The 17,188-nt window shown below is 64.6% G+C and carries 10 protein-coding genes, 1 tRNA gene and 3 rRNA genes; 9 read left to right on the forward strand and 5 right to left on the reverse strand.

Annotated features, from left to right (window positions below; genetic code table 11):
* Positions 1–167: 167 nt before the first annotated feature.
* The 6 genes from QFZ50_RS00005 to QFZ50_RS00030 all read left to right on the forward strand — a co-directional run bounded on the left by QFZ50_RS00005 (position 168) and on the right by QFZ50_RS00030 (position 8,639).
* Positions 168–1,701 (forward strand): 16S ribosomal RNA (locus QFZ50_RS00005).
* Between the two features lie 656 nt (positions 1,702–2,357).
* Positions 2,358–5,513: ribosomal RNA gene (locus QFZ50_RS00010) — 23S ribosomal RNA — on the forward strand.
* 341 nt (positions 5,514–5,854) lie between these two features.
* A 5S ribosomal RNA gene (rrf, locus tag QFZ50_RS00015) occupies positions 5,855–5,971 on the forward strand.
* The 16S, 23S and 5S rRNA genes sit together here, the layout of an rRNA operon.
* Before the next feature lie 132 nt (positions 5,972–6,103).
* Positions 6,104–6,646, forward strand: a complete 543-nt coding sequence (locus QFZ50_RS00020; protein WP_307080636.1) for a hypothetical protein — start codon at positions 6,104–6,106, stop codon at positions 6,644–6,646.
* Positions 6,643–8,013, forward strand: a complete 1,371-nt coding sequence (locus QFZ50_RS00025; protein WP_307080638.1) for an FAD-binding oxidoreductase — start codon at positions 6,643–6,645, stop codon at positions 8,011–8,013. The genes QFZ50_RS00020 and QFZ50_RS00025 overlap by 4 nt, the downstream gene beginning before the upstream one ends.
* Positions 8,014–8,114: 101 nt before the next feature.
* Positions 8,115–8,639, forward strand: coding sequence for a DUF4190 domain-containing protein (locus QFZ50_RS00030; RefSeq protein ID WP_307080640.1), 525 nt, complete (start codon positions 8,115–8,117; stop codon positions 8,637–8,639).
* A gap of 58 nt (positions 8,640–8,697) precedes the next feature.
* On the opposite strand, the gene QFZ50_RS00035 is transcribed toward QFZ50_RS00030, so the two are convergent.
* From QFZ50_RS00035 to QFZ50_RS00050, 4 genes are all read right to left on the reverse strand, one after another.
* Positions 8,698–10,062, reverse strand: coding sequence for a DUF4032 domain-containing protein (locus QFZ50_RS00035; protein WP_307080641.1), 1,365 nt, complete (start codon positions 10,060–10,062; stop codon positions 8,698–8,700).
* A 143-nt stretch (positions 10,063–10,205) separates the two neighbouring features.
* Positions 10,206–11,294: an ABC transporter ATP-binding protein gene (locus tag QFZ50_RS00040; RefSeq protein ID WP_307080643.1), complete on the reverse strand. Its 1,089-nt coding sequence runs from the start codon at positions 11,292–11,294 to the stop codon at positions 10,206–10,208.
* Positions 11,295–11,427: 133 nt separating this feature from the next.
* The gene (otsB, locus tag QFZ50_RS00045) at positions 11,428–12,207 is read right to left on the reverse strand and encodes a trehalose-phosphatase (RefSeq protein WP_307080645.1); all 780 of its coding nucleotides are present in this window, start codon (positions 12,205–12,207) and stop codon (positions 11,428–11,430) included.
* Positions 12,197–13,696, reverse strand: coding sequence for an alpha,alpha-trehalose-phosphate synthase (UDP-forming) (locus QFZ50_RS00050; protein ID WP_307080647.1), 1,500 nt, complete (start codon positions 13,694–13,696; stop codon positions 12,197–12,199). Before QFZ50_RS00050 ends, otsB begins: the two co-directional genes overlap by 11 nt.
* Positions 13,697–13,921: 225 nt before the next feature.
* On the opposite strand from QFZ50_RS00050, the gene QFZ50_RS00055 reads away from it, so the two are divergent.
* Positions 13,922–13,995 (forward strand) — tRNA-Thr (locus tag QFZ50_RS00055).
* Between the two features lie 233 nt (positions 13,996–14,228).
* Here QFZ50_RS00055 and rsgA read toward each other — a convergent pair.
* Positions 14,229–15,278 carry a ribosome small subunit-dependent GTPase A gene (rsgA, locus tag QFZ50_RS00060; RefSeq protein ID WP_373462230.1) on the reverse strand — a complete coding sequence of 350 codons (1,050 nt, stop codon included), beginning with the start codon at positions 15,276–15,278 and terminating at the stop codon, positions 14,229–14,231.
* A 289-nt stretch (positions 15,279–15,567) separates the two neighbouring features.
* Between rsgA and QFZ50_RS00065 the strand changes: the two genes are divergently transcribed.
* Both QFZ50_RS00065 and QFZ50_RS00070 read left to right on the forward strand, forming a co-directional pair.
* Positions 15,568–16,002, forward strand: a complete 435-nt coding sequence (locus tag QFZ50_RS00065; RefSeq protein WP_307080648.1) for a tRNA-dihydrouridine synthase — start codon at positions 15,568–15,570, stop codon at positions 16,000–16,002.
* Position 16,003: 1 nt separating this feature from the next.
* Positions 16,004–17,182, forward strand: a complete 1,179-nt coding sequence (locus QFZ50_RS00070; protein WP_307080651.1) for a glutathionylspermidine synthase family protein — start codon at positions 16,004–16,006, stop codon at positions 17,180–17,182.
* The last annotated feature ends 6 nt before the right edge of the window (positions 17,183–17,188 follow it).

Genomic DNA, 17,188 nt, shown 5'->3' on the forward strand with positions numbered 1-17,188 from the left:
TTGAGAACTCAATAGTGTGCCAAGTTTGTTGATACCGATTGTTTTTTGATTGGTTGAATTTGCTGGTTGCCGCACCCCGTGTGGTGGCTGGTTTTTTTGGCTGGTTTCGAATTTTGTGCAATGGTGTCACCCGTTTTCCCGGGTGGTGTTGTTGTGTCTGTAATGCATTTACGGAGAGTTTGATCCTGGCTCAGGATGAACGCTGGCGGCGTGCTTAACACATGCAAGTCGAACGATGAACCTCACTTGTGGGGGGATTAGTGGCGAACGGGTGAGTAACACGTGAGTAACCTGCCCTTGACTCTGGGATAAGCCTGGGAAACCGGGTCTAATACTGGATACGACCTTCTGGCGCATGCCATGTTGGTGGAAAGCTTTTGTGGTTTTGGATGGACTCGCGGCCTATCAGCTTGTTGGTGGGGTAATGGCCTACCAAGGCGACGACGGGTAGCCGGCCTGAGAGGGTGACCGGCCACACTGGGACTGAGACACGGCCCAGACTCCTACGGGAGGCAGCAGTGGGGAATATTGCACAATGGGCGCAAGCCTGATGCAGCGACGCCGCGTGAGGGATGAAGGCCTTCGGGTTGTAAACCTCTTTCAGTAGGGAAGAAGTCCATCTTTTGGGTGGGTGACGGTACCTGCAGAAGAAGCGCCGGCTAACTACGTGCCAGCAGCCGCGGTAATACGTAGGGCGCAAGCGTTATCCGGAATTATTGGGCGTAAAGAGCTCGTAGGCGGTTTGTCGCGTCTGCCGTGAAAGTCCGGGGCTTAACTCCGGATCTGCGGTGGGTACGGGCAGACTAGAGTGCAGTAGGGGAGACTGGAATTCCTGGTGTAGCGGTGAAATGCGCAGATATCAGGAGGAACACCGATGGCGAAGGCAGGTCTCTGGGCTGTAACTGACGCTGAGGAGCGAAAGCATGGGGAGCGAACAGGATTAGATACCCTGGTAGTCCATGCCGTAAACGTTGGGCACTAGGTGTGGGGGACATTCCACGTTTTCCGCGCCGTAGCTAACGCATTAAGTGCCCCGCCTGGGGAGTACGGCCGCAAGGCTAAAACTCAAAGGAATTGACGGGGGCCCGCACAAGCGGCGGAGCATGCGGATTAATTCGATGCAACGCGAAGAACCTTACCAAGGCTTGACATGAACCGGAATGATGCAGAGATGTGTCAGCCACTTGTGGCCGGTTTACAGGTGGTGCATGGTTGTCGTCAGCTCGTGTCGTGAGATGTTGGGTTAAGTCCCGCAACGAGCGCAACCCTCGTTCCATGTTGCCAGCGGGTTATGCCGGGGACTCATGGGAGACTGCCGGGGTCAACTCGGAGGAAGGTGGGGACGACGTCAAATCATCATGCCCCTTATGTCTTGGGCTTCACGCATGCTACAATGGCCGGTACAAAGGGTTGCGATACTGTGAGGTGGAGCTAATCCCAAAAAGCCGGTCTCAGTTCGGATTGAGGTCTGCAACTCGACCTCATGAAGTTGGAGTCGCTAGTAATCGCAGATCAGCAACGCTGCGGTGAATACGTTCCCGGGCCTTGTACACACCGCCCGTCAAGTCACGAAAGTTGGTAACACCCGAAGCCGGTGGCCTAACCCCTTGTGGGAGGGAGCCGTCGAAGGTGGGACCGGCGATTGGGACTAAGTCGTAACAAGGTAGCCGTACCGGAAGGTGCGGCTGGATCACCTCCTTTCTAAGGAGCGCCTCAGGTTCATGTCGTCCATCCTCAGTGGTGGGTGTGTGGCCTGCAGGAGTCAGCCCATAGCGCGGGCGTTTGTTCCGCGGTGGGTGCTCATGGGTGGAATATCAATGGATAGGTCCCGGAGGGGTCCTGGTGGCGTGTGAGTACGCACCGGTGGTGCTGGTGTCCCTGGAAGGGGATGGTGGCCGGCTGGTGTCTGGAAAGCGCGTGTCGGGGTTTGTTCGGGTAATCGTTTGGCACACTGTTGGGTCCTGAGATAACAGGGCCCTGTTCTTCGTGGGTGGTGTCGGTCGTGGACCGGGTACCGGGTGCGTGCGGGGAAGGCGACGTGAGGGGTCCTTTGTGGATTCCTTGGGTGGTTCTTCTTCGGGTGCGTGTCGGGTTCCTGGTGTGGGGTTGGTGCCGCGTGTCGGGGGGTGGGGTTTGGTTGTTTCTGGTTTTCCCGCGCATGCTGCGCGCCCGGTTTGTTCCCTGGTTCTCCCTCGTTTGTGGGGGGTGTGGGGTCGGGTGTTCGGGTGTGACGGGGTTGTTGGTTGAGAACTGCATAGTGGACGCGAGCATCTTAAAAAGAAGCAATTTCTAAGATAAATCTGGTTTCGGACGTATGTTCGGGCCTGGTTTTCTCGATATGTTTTTTGATCTTTTGTGGTCAAGTTTTTAAGGGCACACGGTGGATGCCTTGGCATCAGGAGCCGAAGAAGGACGTGGGAATCTGCGATAAGCCTGGGGGAGTTGATAACCGAACTTTGATCCCAGGATGTCCGAATGGGGAAACCCCGCCCGGCGCGCGAGTGACCGGGTGACCCGTATCTGAACACATAGGGTACGTGGAGGGAACGTGGGGAAGTGAAACATCTCAGTACCCACAGGAAGAGAAAACAATAGTGATTCCGTTAGTAGTGGCGAGCGAACGCGGACGAGGCTAAACCAGTGGTGTGTGATAGCCGGCGGGCGTTGCATCACTGGGGTTGTGGGACTTTCCGTTCCAGTTCTGCCGGACTGGTGAAATGAGTGCGTGCGTATAGGTGAACGGGTTTGAAAGCCCGGCCGGAGAGGGTGTTAGTCCCGTAACCGTAATGCGTGACGCCGTTTGGAGAGGATCCCAAGTAGCACGGGGCCCGAGAAATCCCGTGCGAATCTGCCAGGACCACCTGGTAAGCCTAAATACTCCCTGATGACCGATAGCGGACCAGTACCGTGAGGGAAAGGTGAAAAGTACCCCGGGAGGGGAGTGAAACAGTACCTGAAACCGTGTGCCTACAAACCGTCAGAGCAGCCTTGTAGCTGTGATGGCGTGCCTTTTGAAGAATGAGCCTGCGAGTTAGTGTTACGTCGCGAGGTTAACCCGTGTGGGGAAGCCGTAGCGAAAGCGAGTCTGAATAGGGCGAGTGAGTGGCGTGATCTAGACCCGAAGCGAAGTGATCTACCCATGGCCAGGTTGAAGCGACGGTAAGACGTCGTGGAGGACCGAACCCACTTCAGTTGAAAATGGAGGGGATGAGCTGTGGGTAGGGGTGAAAGGCCAATCAAACTTCGTGATAGCTGGTTCTCCCCGAAATGCATTTAGGTGCAGCGTTGCGTGTTTCTTACCGGAGGTAGAGCTACTGGATGGCTAATGGGCCCTACAAGGTTACTGACGTCAGCCAAACTCCGAATGCCGGTAAGTGAGAGCGCAGCAGTGAGACTGTGGGGGATAAGCTTCATAGTCGAGAGGGAAACAGCCCAGACCACCAACTAAGGCCCCTAAGCGTGTGCTAAGTGGGAAAGGATGTGGAGTTGCCCAGACAACCAGGAGGTTGGCTTAGAAGCAGCCACCCTTGAAAGAGTGCGTAATAGCTCACTGGTCAAGTGATTCCGCGCCGACAATGTAGCGGGGCTCAAGTACACCGCCGAAGTTGTGGCATTCACATAGATCCCAAGCCGGAGACTTGTTCTCTTGGTTCAAGGATGTGGATGGGTAGGGGAGCGTCGTGTGGGCAGTGAAGTCGCGGTGGAAACCAGCGGTGGAGCCTACACGAGTGAGAATGCAGGCATGAGTAGCGAAAGACGGGTGAGAAACCCGTCCGCCGAATGATCAAGGGTTCCAGGGTCAAGCTAATCTGCCCTGGGTAAGTCGGGACCTAAGGCGAGGCCGACAGGCGTAGTCGATGGACAACGGGTTGATATTCCCGTACCGGCGAAGAACCGCCAATACTGATCGAGGGATACTAACCGCCAGAAGCATGACCGCCCACCCTTGTGGTGACGTGGTTTTTTGTGGATCGCGGGACCTGATCTCGGGAGGTAAGCGTATTAACAGGTGTGACGCAGGAAGGTAGCCGAGCCGGGCGATGGTTGTCCCGGTCTAAGGATGTAGGGCAGGGCGTAGGCAAATCCGCGTCCTCGTGTTCAGTCACGAGCCTGAGATCTGATGGGACCCCCGTCAAGGGGGGATTCGGTGATCCTATGCTGCCGAGAAAAGCATCGGCGCGAGGTTCCAGCCGCCCGTACCCCAAACCGACACAGGTGATCAGGTAGAGAATACTAAGGCGATCGAGAGAATTATGGTTAAGGAACTCGGCAAAATGCCCCCGTAACTTCGGGAGAAGGGGGGCCCCAACTGTGAAGGCGACTAGCTCGCCGGAGCGGATCGGGGCCGCAGAGACCAGGGGGAAGCGACTGTTTACTAAAAACACAGGTCCGTGCGAAGTCGCAAGACGATGTATACGGACTGACTCCTGCCCGGTGCTGGAAGGTTAAGAGGACCGGTTAGTTTCACGCTTGCGTGGGACGAAGCTGGGAATTTAAGCCCCAGTAAACGGCGGTGGTAACTATAACCATCCTAAGGTAGCGAAATTCCTTGTCGGGTAAGTTCCGACCTGCACGAATGGAGTAACGACTTCCCCGCTGTCTCAACCATAAACTCGGCGAAATTGCAGTACGAGTAAAGATGCTCGTTACGCGCAGCAGGACGGAAAGACCCCGAGACCTTCACTATAGTTTGGTATTGGTGTTCGGTGTGGCTTGTGTAGGATAGGTGGGAGACTGTGAAGCGTGGACGCCAGTTCACGTGGAGTCATCGTTGAAATACCACTCTGGTCACTCTGGATATCTAACTTCGGCCCGTAATCCGGGTCAGGGACAGTGCCTGATGGGTAGTTTAACTGGGGCGGTTGCCTCCTAAAAAGTAACGGAGGCGCCCAAAGGTTCCCTCAGCCTGGTTGGCAATCAGGTGGCGAGTGTAAGTGCACAAGGGAGCTTGACTGTGAGAGAGACATCTCAAGCAGGGACGAAAGTCGGGACTAGTGATCCGGCGGCACATTGTGGAATGGCCGTCGCTCAACGGATAAAAGGTACCTCGGGGATAACAGGCTGATCTTGCCCAAGAGTCCATATCGACGGCATGGTTTGGCACCTCGATGTCGGCTCGTCGCATCCTGGGGCTGGAGTAGGTCCCAAGGGTTGGGCTGTTCGCCCATTAAAGCGGTACGCGAGCTGGGTTTAGAACGTCGTGAGACAGTTCGGTCCCTATCCGCTGCGCGCGCAGGAAATTTGAGAAGGGCTGTCCTTAGTACGAGAGGACCGGGACGGACGAACCTCTGGTGTGTCAGTTGTACTGCCAAGTGCACCGCTGATTAGCTACGTTCGGATGGGATAACCGCTGAAAGCATCTAAGCGGGAAGCCTGCTTCAAGATGAGATTTCCATACACCAAGAGTGTGAGAGGCCCCCAGCCAGACCACTGGGTTGATAGGCCGGACGTGGAAGCAGGGACTAAAGACCTGTGAAGCTGACCGGTACTAATAAGCCGATAACTTACACCACACACCCACCCCCACCACGACAAGGTGGTCACGGGATCCCGGGCAACCAGGACCCCGAACCCCCTTCACGAACGGTGACGCAGGGGCGGGTGAAAGATCGACATGCTACGCGTCCACTATGCGGTTCCCAACCAACAACAGGAACCACCCCCACCGGGACCCGTCCCCACCCCGCCCCCACCAGGGCAGGCAAGGACCCAGGGCCCCGCACCAGGCGGGGGGCACCACCTACAACTGAATAGGTCCAACCAGCACAACACGACCAACACCCACAGATTTACCGCCACCGAACCCAAACCCCCAGCACGGGGGAGGGCGCCCGGTCAGGCCGGTAGCAAGGGTTACGGCGGTCATAGCGTGGGGGAAACGCCCGGTCCCATTCCGAACCCGGAAGCTAAGACCCACAGCGCCGATGGTACTGCACCCGAGAGAGTGTGGGAGAGTAGGACACCGCCGGACAACCATTACAAGGACGAGGCCCCACCACCGGTGGGGCCTCACCCCTTTAACCACCCCCAGACACACGGTTCGGCCACCCGCCAGGAAGCCCAGGCAACAATGCCACCCAGCCGCCGGCAGTAAGGTCGGTACATGAGTGGTTTGTTCTCACATCCTTCCGCCGCCGATGATCCGGAGCCGCGCCCCGCGCTGAGGGCCGCCGTTACCGTGCCGGCGCCCGTCGAGCACGCCTGGGCAGGGCTCACCGAGCACCTCCACCTGTGGTGGCCCGCGGACGAGCTCAGCCGCTGGGGCGCCGAGAGCTTCTTCGATCTCGAGGACAACGCCCTGGTGGAGACGTCTGCCGACGAGCAGGAGAACGTGTGGGGCGAGGTCACCGACGGCCGGCCCGGGCAGTCGCTCGACCTGCGATGGCGGCACCTCGGCTCGGCGTCCACCACGATGGTGCGGTTGACGGTGACGGAGGATGCTCCGACGTCCGTACGCCCTGAGGCCGCACGAGGTGAGGTGGCCCCGGGACCTACCGGCGGTGTCGATGCCGGGCATGCCGCCGCAACGCTGGAGTTCGTCCACAGCGGGTGGTCCACGACGGATCCGGAGGACCTCTACGAGTTCTACAGGGACTTCTGGCCTCTCGCAGCCGCCCGATACCGGCGCTTCATGGGAGGGTCATGATCGACCCGGCCGTCCTCGAGGAACTGGTCGCGGCCCTTCCCGGACGCGTCTCCACGACGGCTACAGACCTCGCGCAGTACTCCCGTGACCAGGGGCCTGTCCTGCGGGAGACCCTGCCCGTCGCCGTCGTCCGTGCGCGGTCCGTCGAGGACGTGCAGATCCTCCTGCAGTGGGCGACGCGCCACGACGTGCCGGTCGTCAGCCGGGGTGCCGGGTCGGGTGTGTCCGGTGGCGCGCACGCCACGACGGGCTGTGTCGTGCTGTCCCTCGAGCTCATGGACCGGATCGTCGAGATCAGCCCGGACGACGAGATCGCCGTCGTCGAGCCCGGAGTGGTCAACGCGGACCTCAATGCCGCAGTGGCACAGCACGGGCTCATGTACGCCCCGGACCCGGCGAGCTACCGGTGGTCCACCATCGGCGGGAACGTCGCGACGAACGCGGGTGGGCTCCGCTGCGCCAAGTACGGTGTGACCCGCGACTCGGTGCTTGCCCTCGACGTCGTGCTGGCCGACGGCACCCTCGTCTCCACCGGCCACCGGACCTTCAAGGGAGTGGCCGGGTACGATCTCACCGCGCTGATGACCGGCTCGGAGGGAACCCTCGGCGTGATCGTCGGGATCACGGTCCGCCTCCGCTACCTCCCACAGGCAGTACACACGCTGGCGGCCTTCTTCGACGATTTCCCGCAGGCGGCCGCAGGGGTCCTCGCCATCGGGCGGGCCCGTGTCCAACCCTCGATCCTCGAACTCCTGGACGGCAGGACGCTCGAGGCTCTCGACGGCGCCCACGGCTCGGATCTGCGCCGCCGGGGTGGTTCGCTGCTCCTCGTGCAGACCGACGGTTACGGGGCCGGGGCGGAGGCGGACGCCATCAGGGGTGCGCTCATCGGGCTGGGCGCCGTCATCAGCGAAGAAGGGTCGGAGGAGGCGGAGCGGCTGATCGATCTGCGGCGGCACAGCCGGGGCGACGAGGTCGACGATTTGTACAGGGTGGGGGAGGACGTCGCCGTCCCGAAATCCCAACTGGTCCCGTATGTGGCCGCACTGGAGGACATGGCCCGTCGCCACGGGGTGAAGCTGAAGGTCGTGGCCCACGCAGGAGACGGCAACCTCCATCCCACGTTCTGGGTGGAGCGGAGTGAGGGACCCCAGGCACAGGAGCGCCTCGAGTCGGCGCTGGACGAATCGGTGCAGCGGGCGCTCGACCTCGGTGGGACGATCACCGGCGAGCACGGTGTGGGCCAGTACAAGCGTCGCTGGCTCGCGTGGGAGCAGTCACCGGAGGTCCTCGACCTGCAGGCCCGCCTCAAGCAGGTCTTCGACCCGTCGAACATCCTCAACCCGGGCAAGGCGATCGTCTCCTGATCGTTGCGCGGGCGCTCCTGATCCGTGCTGCCGCCCAATGATACTGTTCAAGAAATTGCCGGAGACTCTCCGCCATTTCCACGACTTCCCTTGGGGGCACCATGACCGACAACACTCCGGAATCGCAGGGCAGCTCGCCGTACGGCCAGCAGAACCAGCCTCAGTACGGACAGAATCAGCCCCAGTACGGGCAGAATCAGCCCCAGTACGGCCAGCAGAGCACGTCCCCCTACGGCCAGCAGGGGCAGTCCCCTTACGGCCAGCAGGGGCAGTACGGCTCCGGTGCGGGCAACTACCCGGGACAGCAGGGCTACCAGGGCCAGACCACTGTGAACCCGGGCAGGACTCTCGGGATCGTCGGTTTCATCCTCGCCATCCTGATCGCACCCGTCGGCCTCGTCGTCAGCATCATCGCCTTCGTGCAGTCGCGGAAAGCGAAGATGGGCAATGGTTTCGCCCTCGCCGGCATCATCATCGGTGCGGTGTTCACGATCCTCGGCGCGATCCTGATCGCGGTCATCGCCAGTTTCGCCGCCGATCTCGGGCAGCAGCTCATCGACGCGTGCAGCGGTTTGCCGTCCGGCAGCCCCGTCACCATCCAGGGCCAGCCCACCACCTGCCCCTGATCGATACATGAAGAAGGACCGGCAGCCGAGAGCTGCCGGTCCTTTCGTCTCTTAAGGCCTAGTTGTCGGTGTACTCCGAGTCCTCGTCGATGCCGATCGTCCGGGCGTCGGCCGTCAGCATGATCGCCGCCTCGTCGCGACGGTGCCGCAGCTCGTCATCGAGGTAGGACTGCACAGCCTCCGCCAGCGGGACGTTCCTGTCCTCGCGCTCCGACATGTACCACCGGTGTTCGAGGACCTCATGGACCACCTGGGCCGGCTCGAGCTTCCCACCCAGCTCGCGGGGAACGGCCCGCACGATCGGCTCGAAGACCTCGTTCACCCACAGGTGGGCACTGAACTCCTCGTCGAGGGTCGGACTGTTGTCCGCGCGGTAGGCGTCCATGGCATTCAGGAGGCGCCGCGCCTGGTTCTCCTGCGCGTCGAGGCCCGTGAGGCGGAGGAGGCGCCGGCTGTGGTGCCCGGCATCGACGACCTTGGGTTGCAGCTGGATCTCCGTGCCGTTCGCGGCCGTCTTGATGGCATACTCCTCGACATCGAATCCGAGCTCGTTGAGACGCCGGATCCGTGCACCCACCCGCCAGCGTTCGCCGAGTTCGAAGGACTCCTGCTCCGTCAGCTCGCTCCACAGGCGGCGGTAGCTGTCCATGATCAGCTCGCTCGTGGCGAGCGGGTCCACCTTCTCCTCGATGAGCCCACCCTCGGCGAGATCCATCAGTTCGCCGGCGATGTTCACGCGCGCGATCTCGAGGTCGTACTCCCGCTGGCCGGTCGACAGCTCCGGGTACAGTTCGCCGGTCTCGGCGTCGACCAGATAGGCGGCGAACGAACCGGCGTCACGGCGGAACAGCGTGTTCGAGAGCGAGACGTCGCCCCAGTAGAAGCCGATGAGATGGAGGCGTACGAGGAGCAGCGCCTGCGCGTCGATGAGGCGCGTCAGGGTGTCCCGCCGCAGGGTCTGCGAGAACAGGGCACGGTAGGGCAGCGAGAACTTGAGGTGCCGCGTGACGAGCACCGGGTCGAGCTCCTCGCCCTCCGGCGTGGTCCGGCCGGAGATGACGGCGACCGGCTCGACGCAGGGCACGTCCAGTCGCTGGAGCTTGCGCAGCATGTGGTACTCGTGGCGGGCGATGTGCTCGCTGGTCTCCTTGACGGCGATGACCGACCCGCCGAGGTGCGCGAAGCGCACGATGTGCCGGGAGATACCGCGAGGCAGCGCCGCGAGTGCACTCGCAGGCCACTGTTCGAGGGCGATGTGCCAGGGGAGGTCGAGGAGTTCCGGATCGGTGGCCGCCGCCGTGATGTTCAGGGACCCGAGTGAGCGTGGATCGGCGGACGACGCCGGCCGCAGCCGCGGCAACTTGCCGGTCTGGTCGTAGTCGGTCGGCTCGTCATGCCACTGGGCGTTCGAGGTCTCTGTCATGGTGCTGCCTTCGAGGTAGGGCTGGGGTGGTCCTGGTTCAAGCCTAGTTGCCGTTAAACGAAGCGGTGGCGTCCGCCGGCATCCAAGGGATGTCCGGTGGAGCCACCGCCGTCGTCGTACGTGATGCGCGGTCCGCGAGGACGCTAGACCGTCTCGGCCAGGCGCTCACCCGTGGAGGTGTCGAACAGGTGCACATGGCCCTGCTCCGGGCGGACGTACACGGTGTCGCCCTTCATCGGTGGGCGACGGCCGTCGACGCGGGCCACCATGTCGTGGTTCTTGCCGTCCAGCGTGGTGTGGCCGTAGATGTAGGCATCGGCGCCGAGTTCCTCGACGACGTCGACCTCGACCTGCAGGCCTTCACCCGGGCTGCTGAGGACGAGGTCCTCGGGGCGGACACCGAGCGTGACGGTGTTGCCGGCGGCGGCGTTGAGGATGTCGCTGCGGACGGGGTAGGTGATGCCACCGAAGAGGACGCCGCCGTCGGTGACGGGCAGTTCGAGGAGGTTCATCGCGGGGGAGCCGATGAAGCCGGCCACGAACACGTTCTTCGGGCGCTCGTAGAGGTTGCGCGGGGTGTCGACCTGCTGGAGGATGCCGTCCTTGAGGACCGCGACACGGTCTCCCATGGTCATGGCCTCGACCTGGTCGTGCGTGACGTAGACCGTCGTGACGCCGAGGCGGCGGGTCAGCGAGGCGATCTGGGTGCGGGTCTGCACGCGCAGCTTCGCGTCGAGGTTCGACAGCGGCTCGTCCATGAGGAAGACCTGCGGGTTCCGCACGATCGCACGACCCATGGCGACACGCTGGCGCTGGCCGCCGGAGAGGGCCTTCGGCTTGCGGTCCAGGTAGTCCTCGAGGTCCAGGAGCTTCGCGGCCTCACGGACACGCTCGGCGCGCTCTTCCTTGGAGACGCCGGCGATCTTGAGCGCGAAGCCCATGTTGTCGGCGACCGACATGTGGGGGTAAAGAGCGTAGTTCTGGAAGACCATCGCGATGTCGCGATCCTTCGGGGGAACATCCGTGACGTCGCGGTCACCGATGAGGATGCGTCCGGAGTTGACGTCCTCGAGGCCGGCAAGCATGCGCAGGGAGGTGGACTTTCCGCAACCGGAGGGTCCTACGAGGACGAGGAATTCGCCGTCGGCGATGTCGATGTTGAGCTTGTCGACAGCGGGCTTCTCGGTGCCCGGGTACAGGCGCGTGGCCTGGTCAAACGTTACCGTTGCCATGGTGTTGGTTCCTTTTCACGGGCAGGTACGTGCCCGACGATCCGTAGTGAATGGAAGAATATTCAGTTGTGGTGCGCGGTCGGCCAGCAGTACCGGTGGCTCGGGGCCACGCTCCCGTAGTATGACACGTTCCCTAGCCTTGTGCACCCGATCTGCGCAACGCCACGAGTTCCTTCAGCACGTCCGAGAAGTCCTCCGGGGTGGCCACGGTGAATCGCGCGGCCGTCGTGCCGGGGCCGACCCTGATGCCGACGTCGTCCGGTCCCAGCGTGCGCTGCGCATCCTCGTCGGTGACGTCGTCGCCCGCGAAGAGGACGCCCGTCGCTTCCGTCACCTGCCGCAGGAGGGTCAGCCCCTGGCCCTTGTCCGCCTCGACCACCGCGATCTCGAGTACGCGCTTGCCCTCGGTGACACTGAGTCCCTCCAACGGCGCGAGCTCCGCCCGCACCGCTGCGACGGCTGACTCGGCGACGTCGTCCGCGGCTGTGCGGGTGTGGAGGACGACGCCGGCCGGCTTGAACTCGATGCGCGTCCCCTCATGGGCGGCGACAGCCCGCTCGACGGCGGCGACGGCCCGGGCCAGCAGATCCTCCTGGTCCGGGGTCAGCGCGAGGGGTACGCCGTCCGGCCCGGTCCAGGTCTCCGCCCCGTGGCTGCCGATCAGCAGGGCCTCCTCGGGCGGGTCCGCGACGGCCCGCAGGCTGTCGAGGGCACGTCCCGAGATGAGCGCCGTCATCGTGTCGGGGAGTGCTGTCAGTGCGCGCAGTGCCGCGGCCGACGCCGGCAGCGCCCGCGCGTCCTCTGCCCGCTGGACGAGCGGGGCGAGCGTCCCGTCGAAGTCCAGTGCCACGAGCAGTCGCGGCGTGGCGGCCAGGGTGCGGAGGGCGGTCCGGAGTTCCGCCTCAAGCGCCATGGCCGGGGCCTCCGGTCTGCAGGGCGTTCAGGAACGCCTGCGACCAGCGTTCGACGTCGTTCTGGACCACCTGGCGGCGCATGAGCCGCATGCGTCGCATAGCCTCGACCTTCGGCATGGAGATGGCCGAGACGATGGCTCCCTTGAGCCCGTCGATGTCGTGTGGGTTCACCAGGATCGCCTGCCGCAGGGTGTCCGCCGCTCCGGCGAACTCGCTGAGGACGAGCATGCCCGTGTTGCCCGTACGGGCCGCGACGTATTCCTTGGCGACGAGGTTCATCCCGTCGCGGAGCGCCGTGACGAGCATGACGTCGGCGGCGAGATAGAGCGCCACCATCTCCTCCACCGGGTAGCTGTGGTGGAGGTAGCGGATGGCCGTGTTCTTCATGGTGTCGTGGGTGCCGTTGATCCGGCCCACGGCGCCCTCGATGTCCTCACGCAGGATGCGGTACTGCTCCACGCGCTCGCGGCTCGGGCTCGCGACCTGGATGAGCGCTGCGTCCTCGACGGTGATGGCTCCGTCCTCGAGCAGTTCGCCGTAGGCCTTGAGGCGATGGCCGATGCCCTTGGTGTAGTCGAGGCGATCGACGCCGAGCAGGATGTGCTGCGGGTCGCCAAGCTCACGCCGGATCTCCCGGGACCGTTCGATGACGTCCGGACGGTGCGCGAGTTCCGTGATGGAGGCCGTGTCGATCGAGATGGGGAACGCCTCCGCACGGGAGACGTAGGCGGGGGAGCCGTCGTCGCCGGCCGGTACGTGCACCTGCTGGGACTTGATGGTGTAGCCCTTGAAGCGCCGCACGCAGCGGAGGAAGTTGCTGGCATCGCTGGGGCGCTGGAACCCGATGAGGTCGGCGCCGAGGAGACCCTCGATGACCTGGCGGCGCCACGGGAGTTGCGCGTAGATCTCCAGCGGAGGGAAGGGGATGTGGTTGAAGAAGCCGATCTTCAGATCGGGCCGCGCCTCCCGGAGCAACTTGGGCACGAGCTGCAGCTGGTAGTCCTGCACCCACACCGTCGCGCCCTCGGCCGCGACGGACGCCGTCGCCTCGGCGAACCTCTCGTTGACCCTCCGGTAGGAGTCCCACCAGGTGCGGTGGAACTCCGGGGACGCGATGACGTCGTGGTACAGGGGCCAGAGGGTGGCGTTCGAGAAGCCCTCGTAATAGAGCTCCACCTCCTCGGCGCTGAGCGGCACGGGCACGAGGCGCATGTTCGCCTCGTCGAAGGGCTCGAGCGTCTCGTCCGGTGCGCCGTGCCAGCCGACCCACGCTCCGTCGGCCTTCGCCATCACGGGTGCCAGTGCCGTCACCAGCCCGCCGGGGGATCGCCGCCACGAGCTCTCGCCGTGCTCGTCGACGACCCGGTCCACCGCGAGCCGGTTGGACACCACGATGAAGTCGAAATCACCGAACTGTCCCGCTGCCGCGGCGAGCGGCGTGACGCCGGGTGTGGTGGAAGGTTGTGCTGCGCTCAAAACTGGCTCCATCGCAGTAGTTTGGTCTCGATACCGACTCTATCGGTTCGCGCCGCCAGGGGATCGGGGTGCCCGCGCTGGAGAAGAGCAGCCTCGTCGGTGTCCGCCGTCCGGCCGTGTTCCCTGCGGGTCATCACTGATTTCCCGCGGTGCCGGCGCTGGGCTACCCTTAACGAGCGCTCGGCGTCCCCTCCCACCGGATCGGGGACGACGGCGCCCGCCGGCTCTGGCCGGTACGCCTCCTTAGCTCAGTTGGCCAGAGCACCGCTCTTGTAAAGCGGGGGTCGTCGGTTCGAATCCGACAGGGGGCTCCGACAGGCCCGCGATGCCACGGCCGGATGAGTCTCCCGACGGGGTTCGCCCCAGCGACCCGCTGCTTCCACGGACGGCCTGCCTCCGCGGTCTCCGGTCCCGGCGTCCCGGTGCGGAGGCCGACGCCCGCGCCGCGTCAGGCCACGCGCGCCGCCGCCTCCGGTCCGTCCTCGCCGTCACCGGCCACGATCGGCGCAGTCCCTGCGTCGACGCCCCGTGGCAGGCACGGCGTTCAGCGGGTCTCCCTGAAGCGGTTCCTGAAGTCCTTCGCCAGGGCCGCGTCGCGTGCCACCCGGTGGAACGACCGCGCATGGCGCCGCTGCTCCGCGGCGTCCTGCCGCCGGTGGAGGCTCGCGAGCTCGCGCTCCATCTTGCGGTAGCTCAGCCAGCGGCGCTCCTCCAGCGCTCCCGACTCGATGGCCGACCGGACGGCGCATCCCGGCTCGAGGTCATGGGCGCAGTCGCGGAACCGGCAGTCCCCGAACAAGTCCTCGATGTCCCCGAACACTTCGGACAGGCCGTTCTCGGCATCCCACAGGGCGAAGCCGCGCAGCCCCGGCGTATCCATCACCACGGCGCCGTCGCCGAGCGGCACCAGCTCCCGCGCCGTCGTCGTGTGCCGGCCCCTCCCGTCCCCCGCCCTGACCTCGCCGGTGTCCTGGCGGTGATCGCCCAGCAGGGCGTTGATGAGGCTCGACTTCCCCGCGCCCGACGGACCGAGCAGTGCCAGGGTCTGTCCGGCCCCGATCCTCCCGCGGAGGTCCTCGAGCCCGTCACGGTCCTCGGCCGAGGTCGTGAGCACCTCCACTCCCCGGGCGCGCCGGACGGTCTCGGCGACGACGTCGTCAAACCGGGTGCTGAGGTCGGCTTTCGTCAGGATGACGATCGGCAGGGCGCCGGAGTCCCAGGCCGCGACGAGGGTCCGCTCGAGCCGGTTGGTCGACAGCGGCCGGTCGAGGGGGACGACGACGCCCAGCAGGTCGATGTTCGCGCCGAGGATCTGCGCCTCGGACAGGGGATCGTACGCCCGCTTGCGCTGGAGCAGGGAGGACCGGGGCAGGCAGCCCATGACACTGCCGCCGGGTTCGATCGCGGCCCAGTCGCCGGTGACGAGGGAGTTCCCGCCGTCGAGATGGACGATGCCATGTCGCGAGGCGACGAGCACGCGACCGCGATCAGCCCGGATGACGCGGGCAGGTTCCGGGACGTCCGGGCCGGGGAAATGGAAGGAGAAGAGACCGTCGATGCGGTCGGTGAAGCCGTACTGCTCGAGTGTGTTCAACGTGGGTCCTCTGGGGGGAGGCCTCCCACGGCGCGCTACGGCGCGGAAGCAGGGGAGGCGGTGTTCATGGGGTGGGCGGCGCACAGCGCAACGACACTGACCTTCATGACTCCACCTCCTCGCTCGTCGTCCGGCTCGCAAAGCCGGACGGCCAACATCATAGGTCCATCGGGGCGTCGTGACCAGACCCCTGCAACGATGCCGTCCTCCGGCCGACGCACGAGGCGACGGAGATCCGCGGAACCGATCGTGCATGACACGGCCCGGCGACACCGGTAGAAAGGTGGTTATGGATTCCCACCCCGGCGCAGTCGGACCGGGCGCACCGGCGCCCCCGCCGGAACGCGGCGTCCGCGTCCGCCGCAGCTCCGGCGTCGCCCTCGGCGTGACCGCACTGCTCGCGAGCGCACTGCTGACCGGGTGCTCGCCCGACGGCGAGGTGATCGACGCCGACTACGCGAAGGTGTGCCAGGACCGGACCACCGAGGAGCGGGCCGAGGACGACCGCTGCAGCGAGCAGGGCGTGTCCTCCGGACTGTACGGCTGGTACTTCCTCGCCATGGGCTCCGGCCGCAGGAGCATCCCCGCCGTCGGCGCGGGCCTTTCCGGCGGTACGAGGTCGGTGCCGTCCGGCGCGACCTCCCGGTCGGGCGTCAGCCCCGACGGGGCGTCGTCCGTGTCGCGCGGCGGATTCGGCAGCAGCAACGGCGGGACCGGCGGCTGACATGCGGCGACTGCCATCCACCCGCCGGCCGGACTGGCGGGCGAAGATCGAGAGCGTCGGCCTCATCTACTCCACGACCATCACGCCCGACGGCGGCGCCGTCGAATACTGGCACGAGGACGCCTACTACGAGTTCGAGATGAGCGAGGTGGAGACGCTCGAGGGCGTCACCGAGGAACTGCACCGGATGTCCCTCGAGGCCGCCCGGTACCTCGCCACGGGAGCCATGGGCACCATCGGCATCGGACCGGACGCGCTCCGCCTCGCTGCCGAGTCCCTGGCGAAATCCGACCCGGCCGTCTACGGGCGGTTCGACCTGGCGTTCGACGGCCACGGACCGGCGAAGCTCCTCGAGTACAACGCGGACACGCCGACCGGCCTCATCGAGGCCTCGCTGGCGCAGTACTACTGGCTGCAGGATGTCCGGCCGGACCACGACCAGTGGAACGGCATCCACGAGGCGCTCGTCGCCGCCTGGCGGAAGCTCTACGCGGCGTCCGGGCTGACCACGCTGCACGTCGCACACACGGAGGTCGAATCATCCGGGGAGGACTGGATGACCGCGGCCTACATGCGTGACGTCGCGATGCAGGGTGGATGGACCACTGTCGGTATCAACATGAGCGACATCGGCTGGGATGCCGTCGGCAAGCTCTTCGTCGACCTCGACGACCAGCCCATCTCCACGATGTTCAAGCTCTATCCGTGGGAGCTGATGATCAAGGAGGACTTCGGCCGGCACGTCCTCGCCTGGCCCACCTCCACGCGGTGGATCGAACCGGCGTGGAAGATGCTCCTCTCGAACAAGGCCCTGCTGGCTGCCCTGTGGCATCTGTACCCGAACCACCCGAATCTGCTGCCCGCCTACCTCGACTCGCCGCGCGAACTGTCCGAGTGGGTCGCGAAGCCGCTGCACGGCCGTGAGGGCGACAACATCCGCATCCACGCGGACGGCATCGACATCGAGCAGCCCGGCGGCTACGGGGCGGAAGGATGGTGCTACCAGGCCTGGCATCCGCTGCCGTCGATGGACGGCAACCGGCCCGTCCTCGGCTGCTGGGTGGTCGACGGCGAGAGCGTGGGGGTGGGCATCCGGGAGTCCGACGGCTACATCACCGACTACTACTGCCGCTTCGTGCCCAGCATCATCAACGCTCCCGCGCCCACCATCACGGGCTGACCCTTC

Origin of the sequence: Arthrobacter agilis (assembly GCF_030816075.1) — a bacterium.
GTDB classification, from domain to species: domain Bacteria; phylum Actinomycetota; class Actinomycetes; order Actinomycetales; family Micrococcaceae; genus Arthrobacter_D; species Arthrobacter_D agilis_E.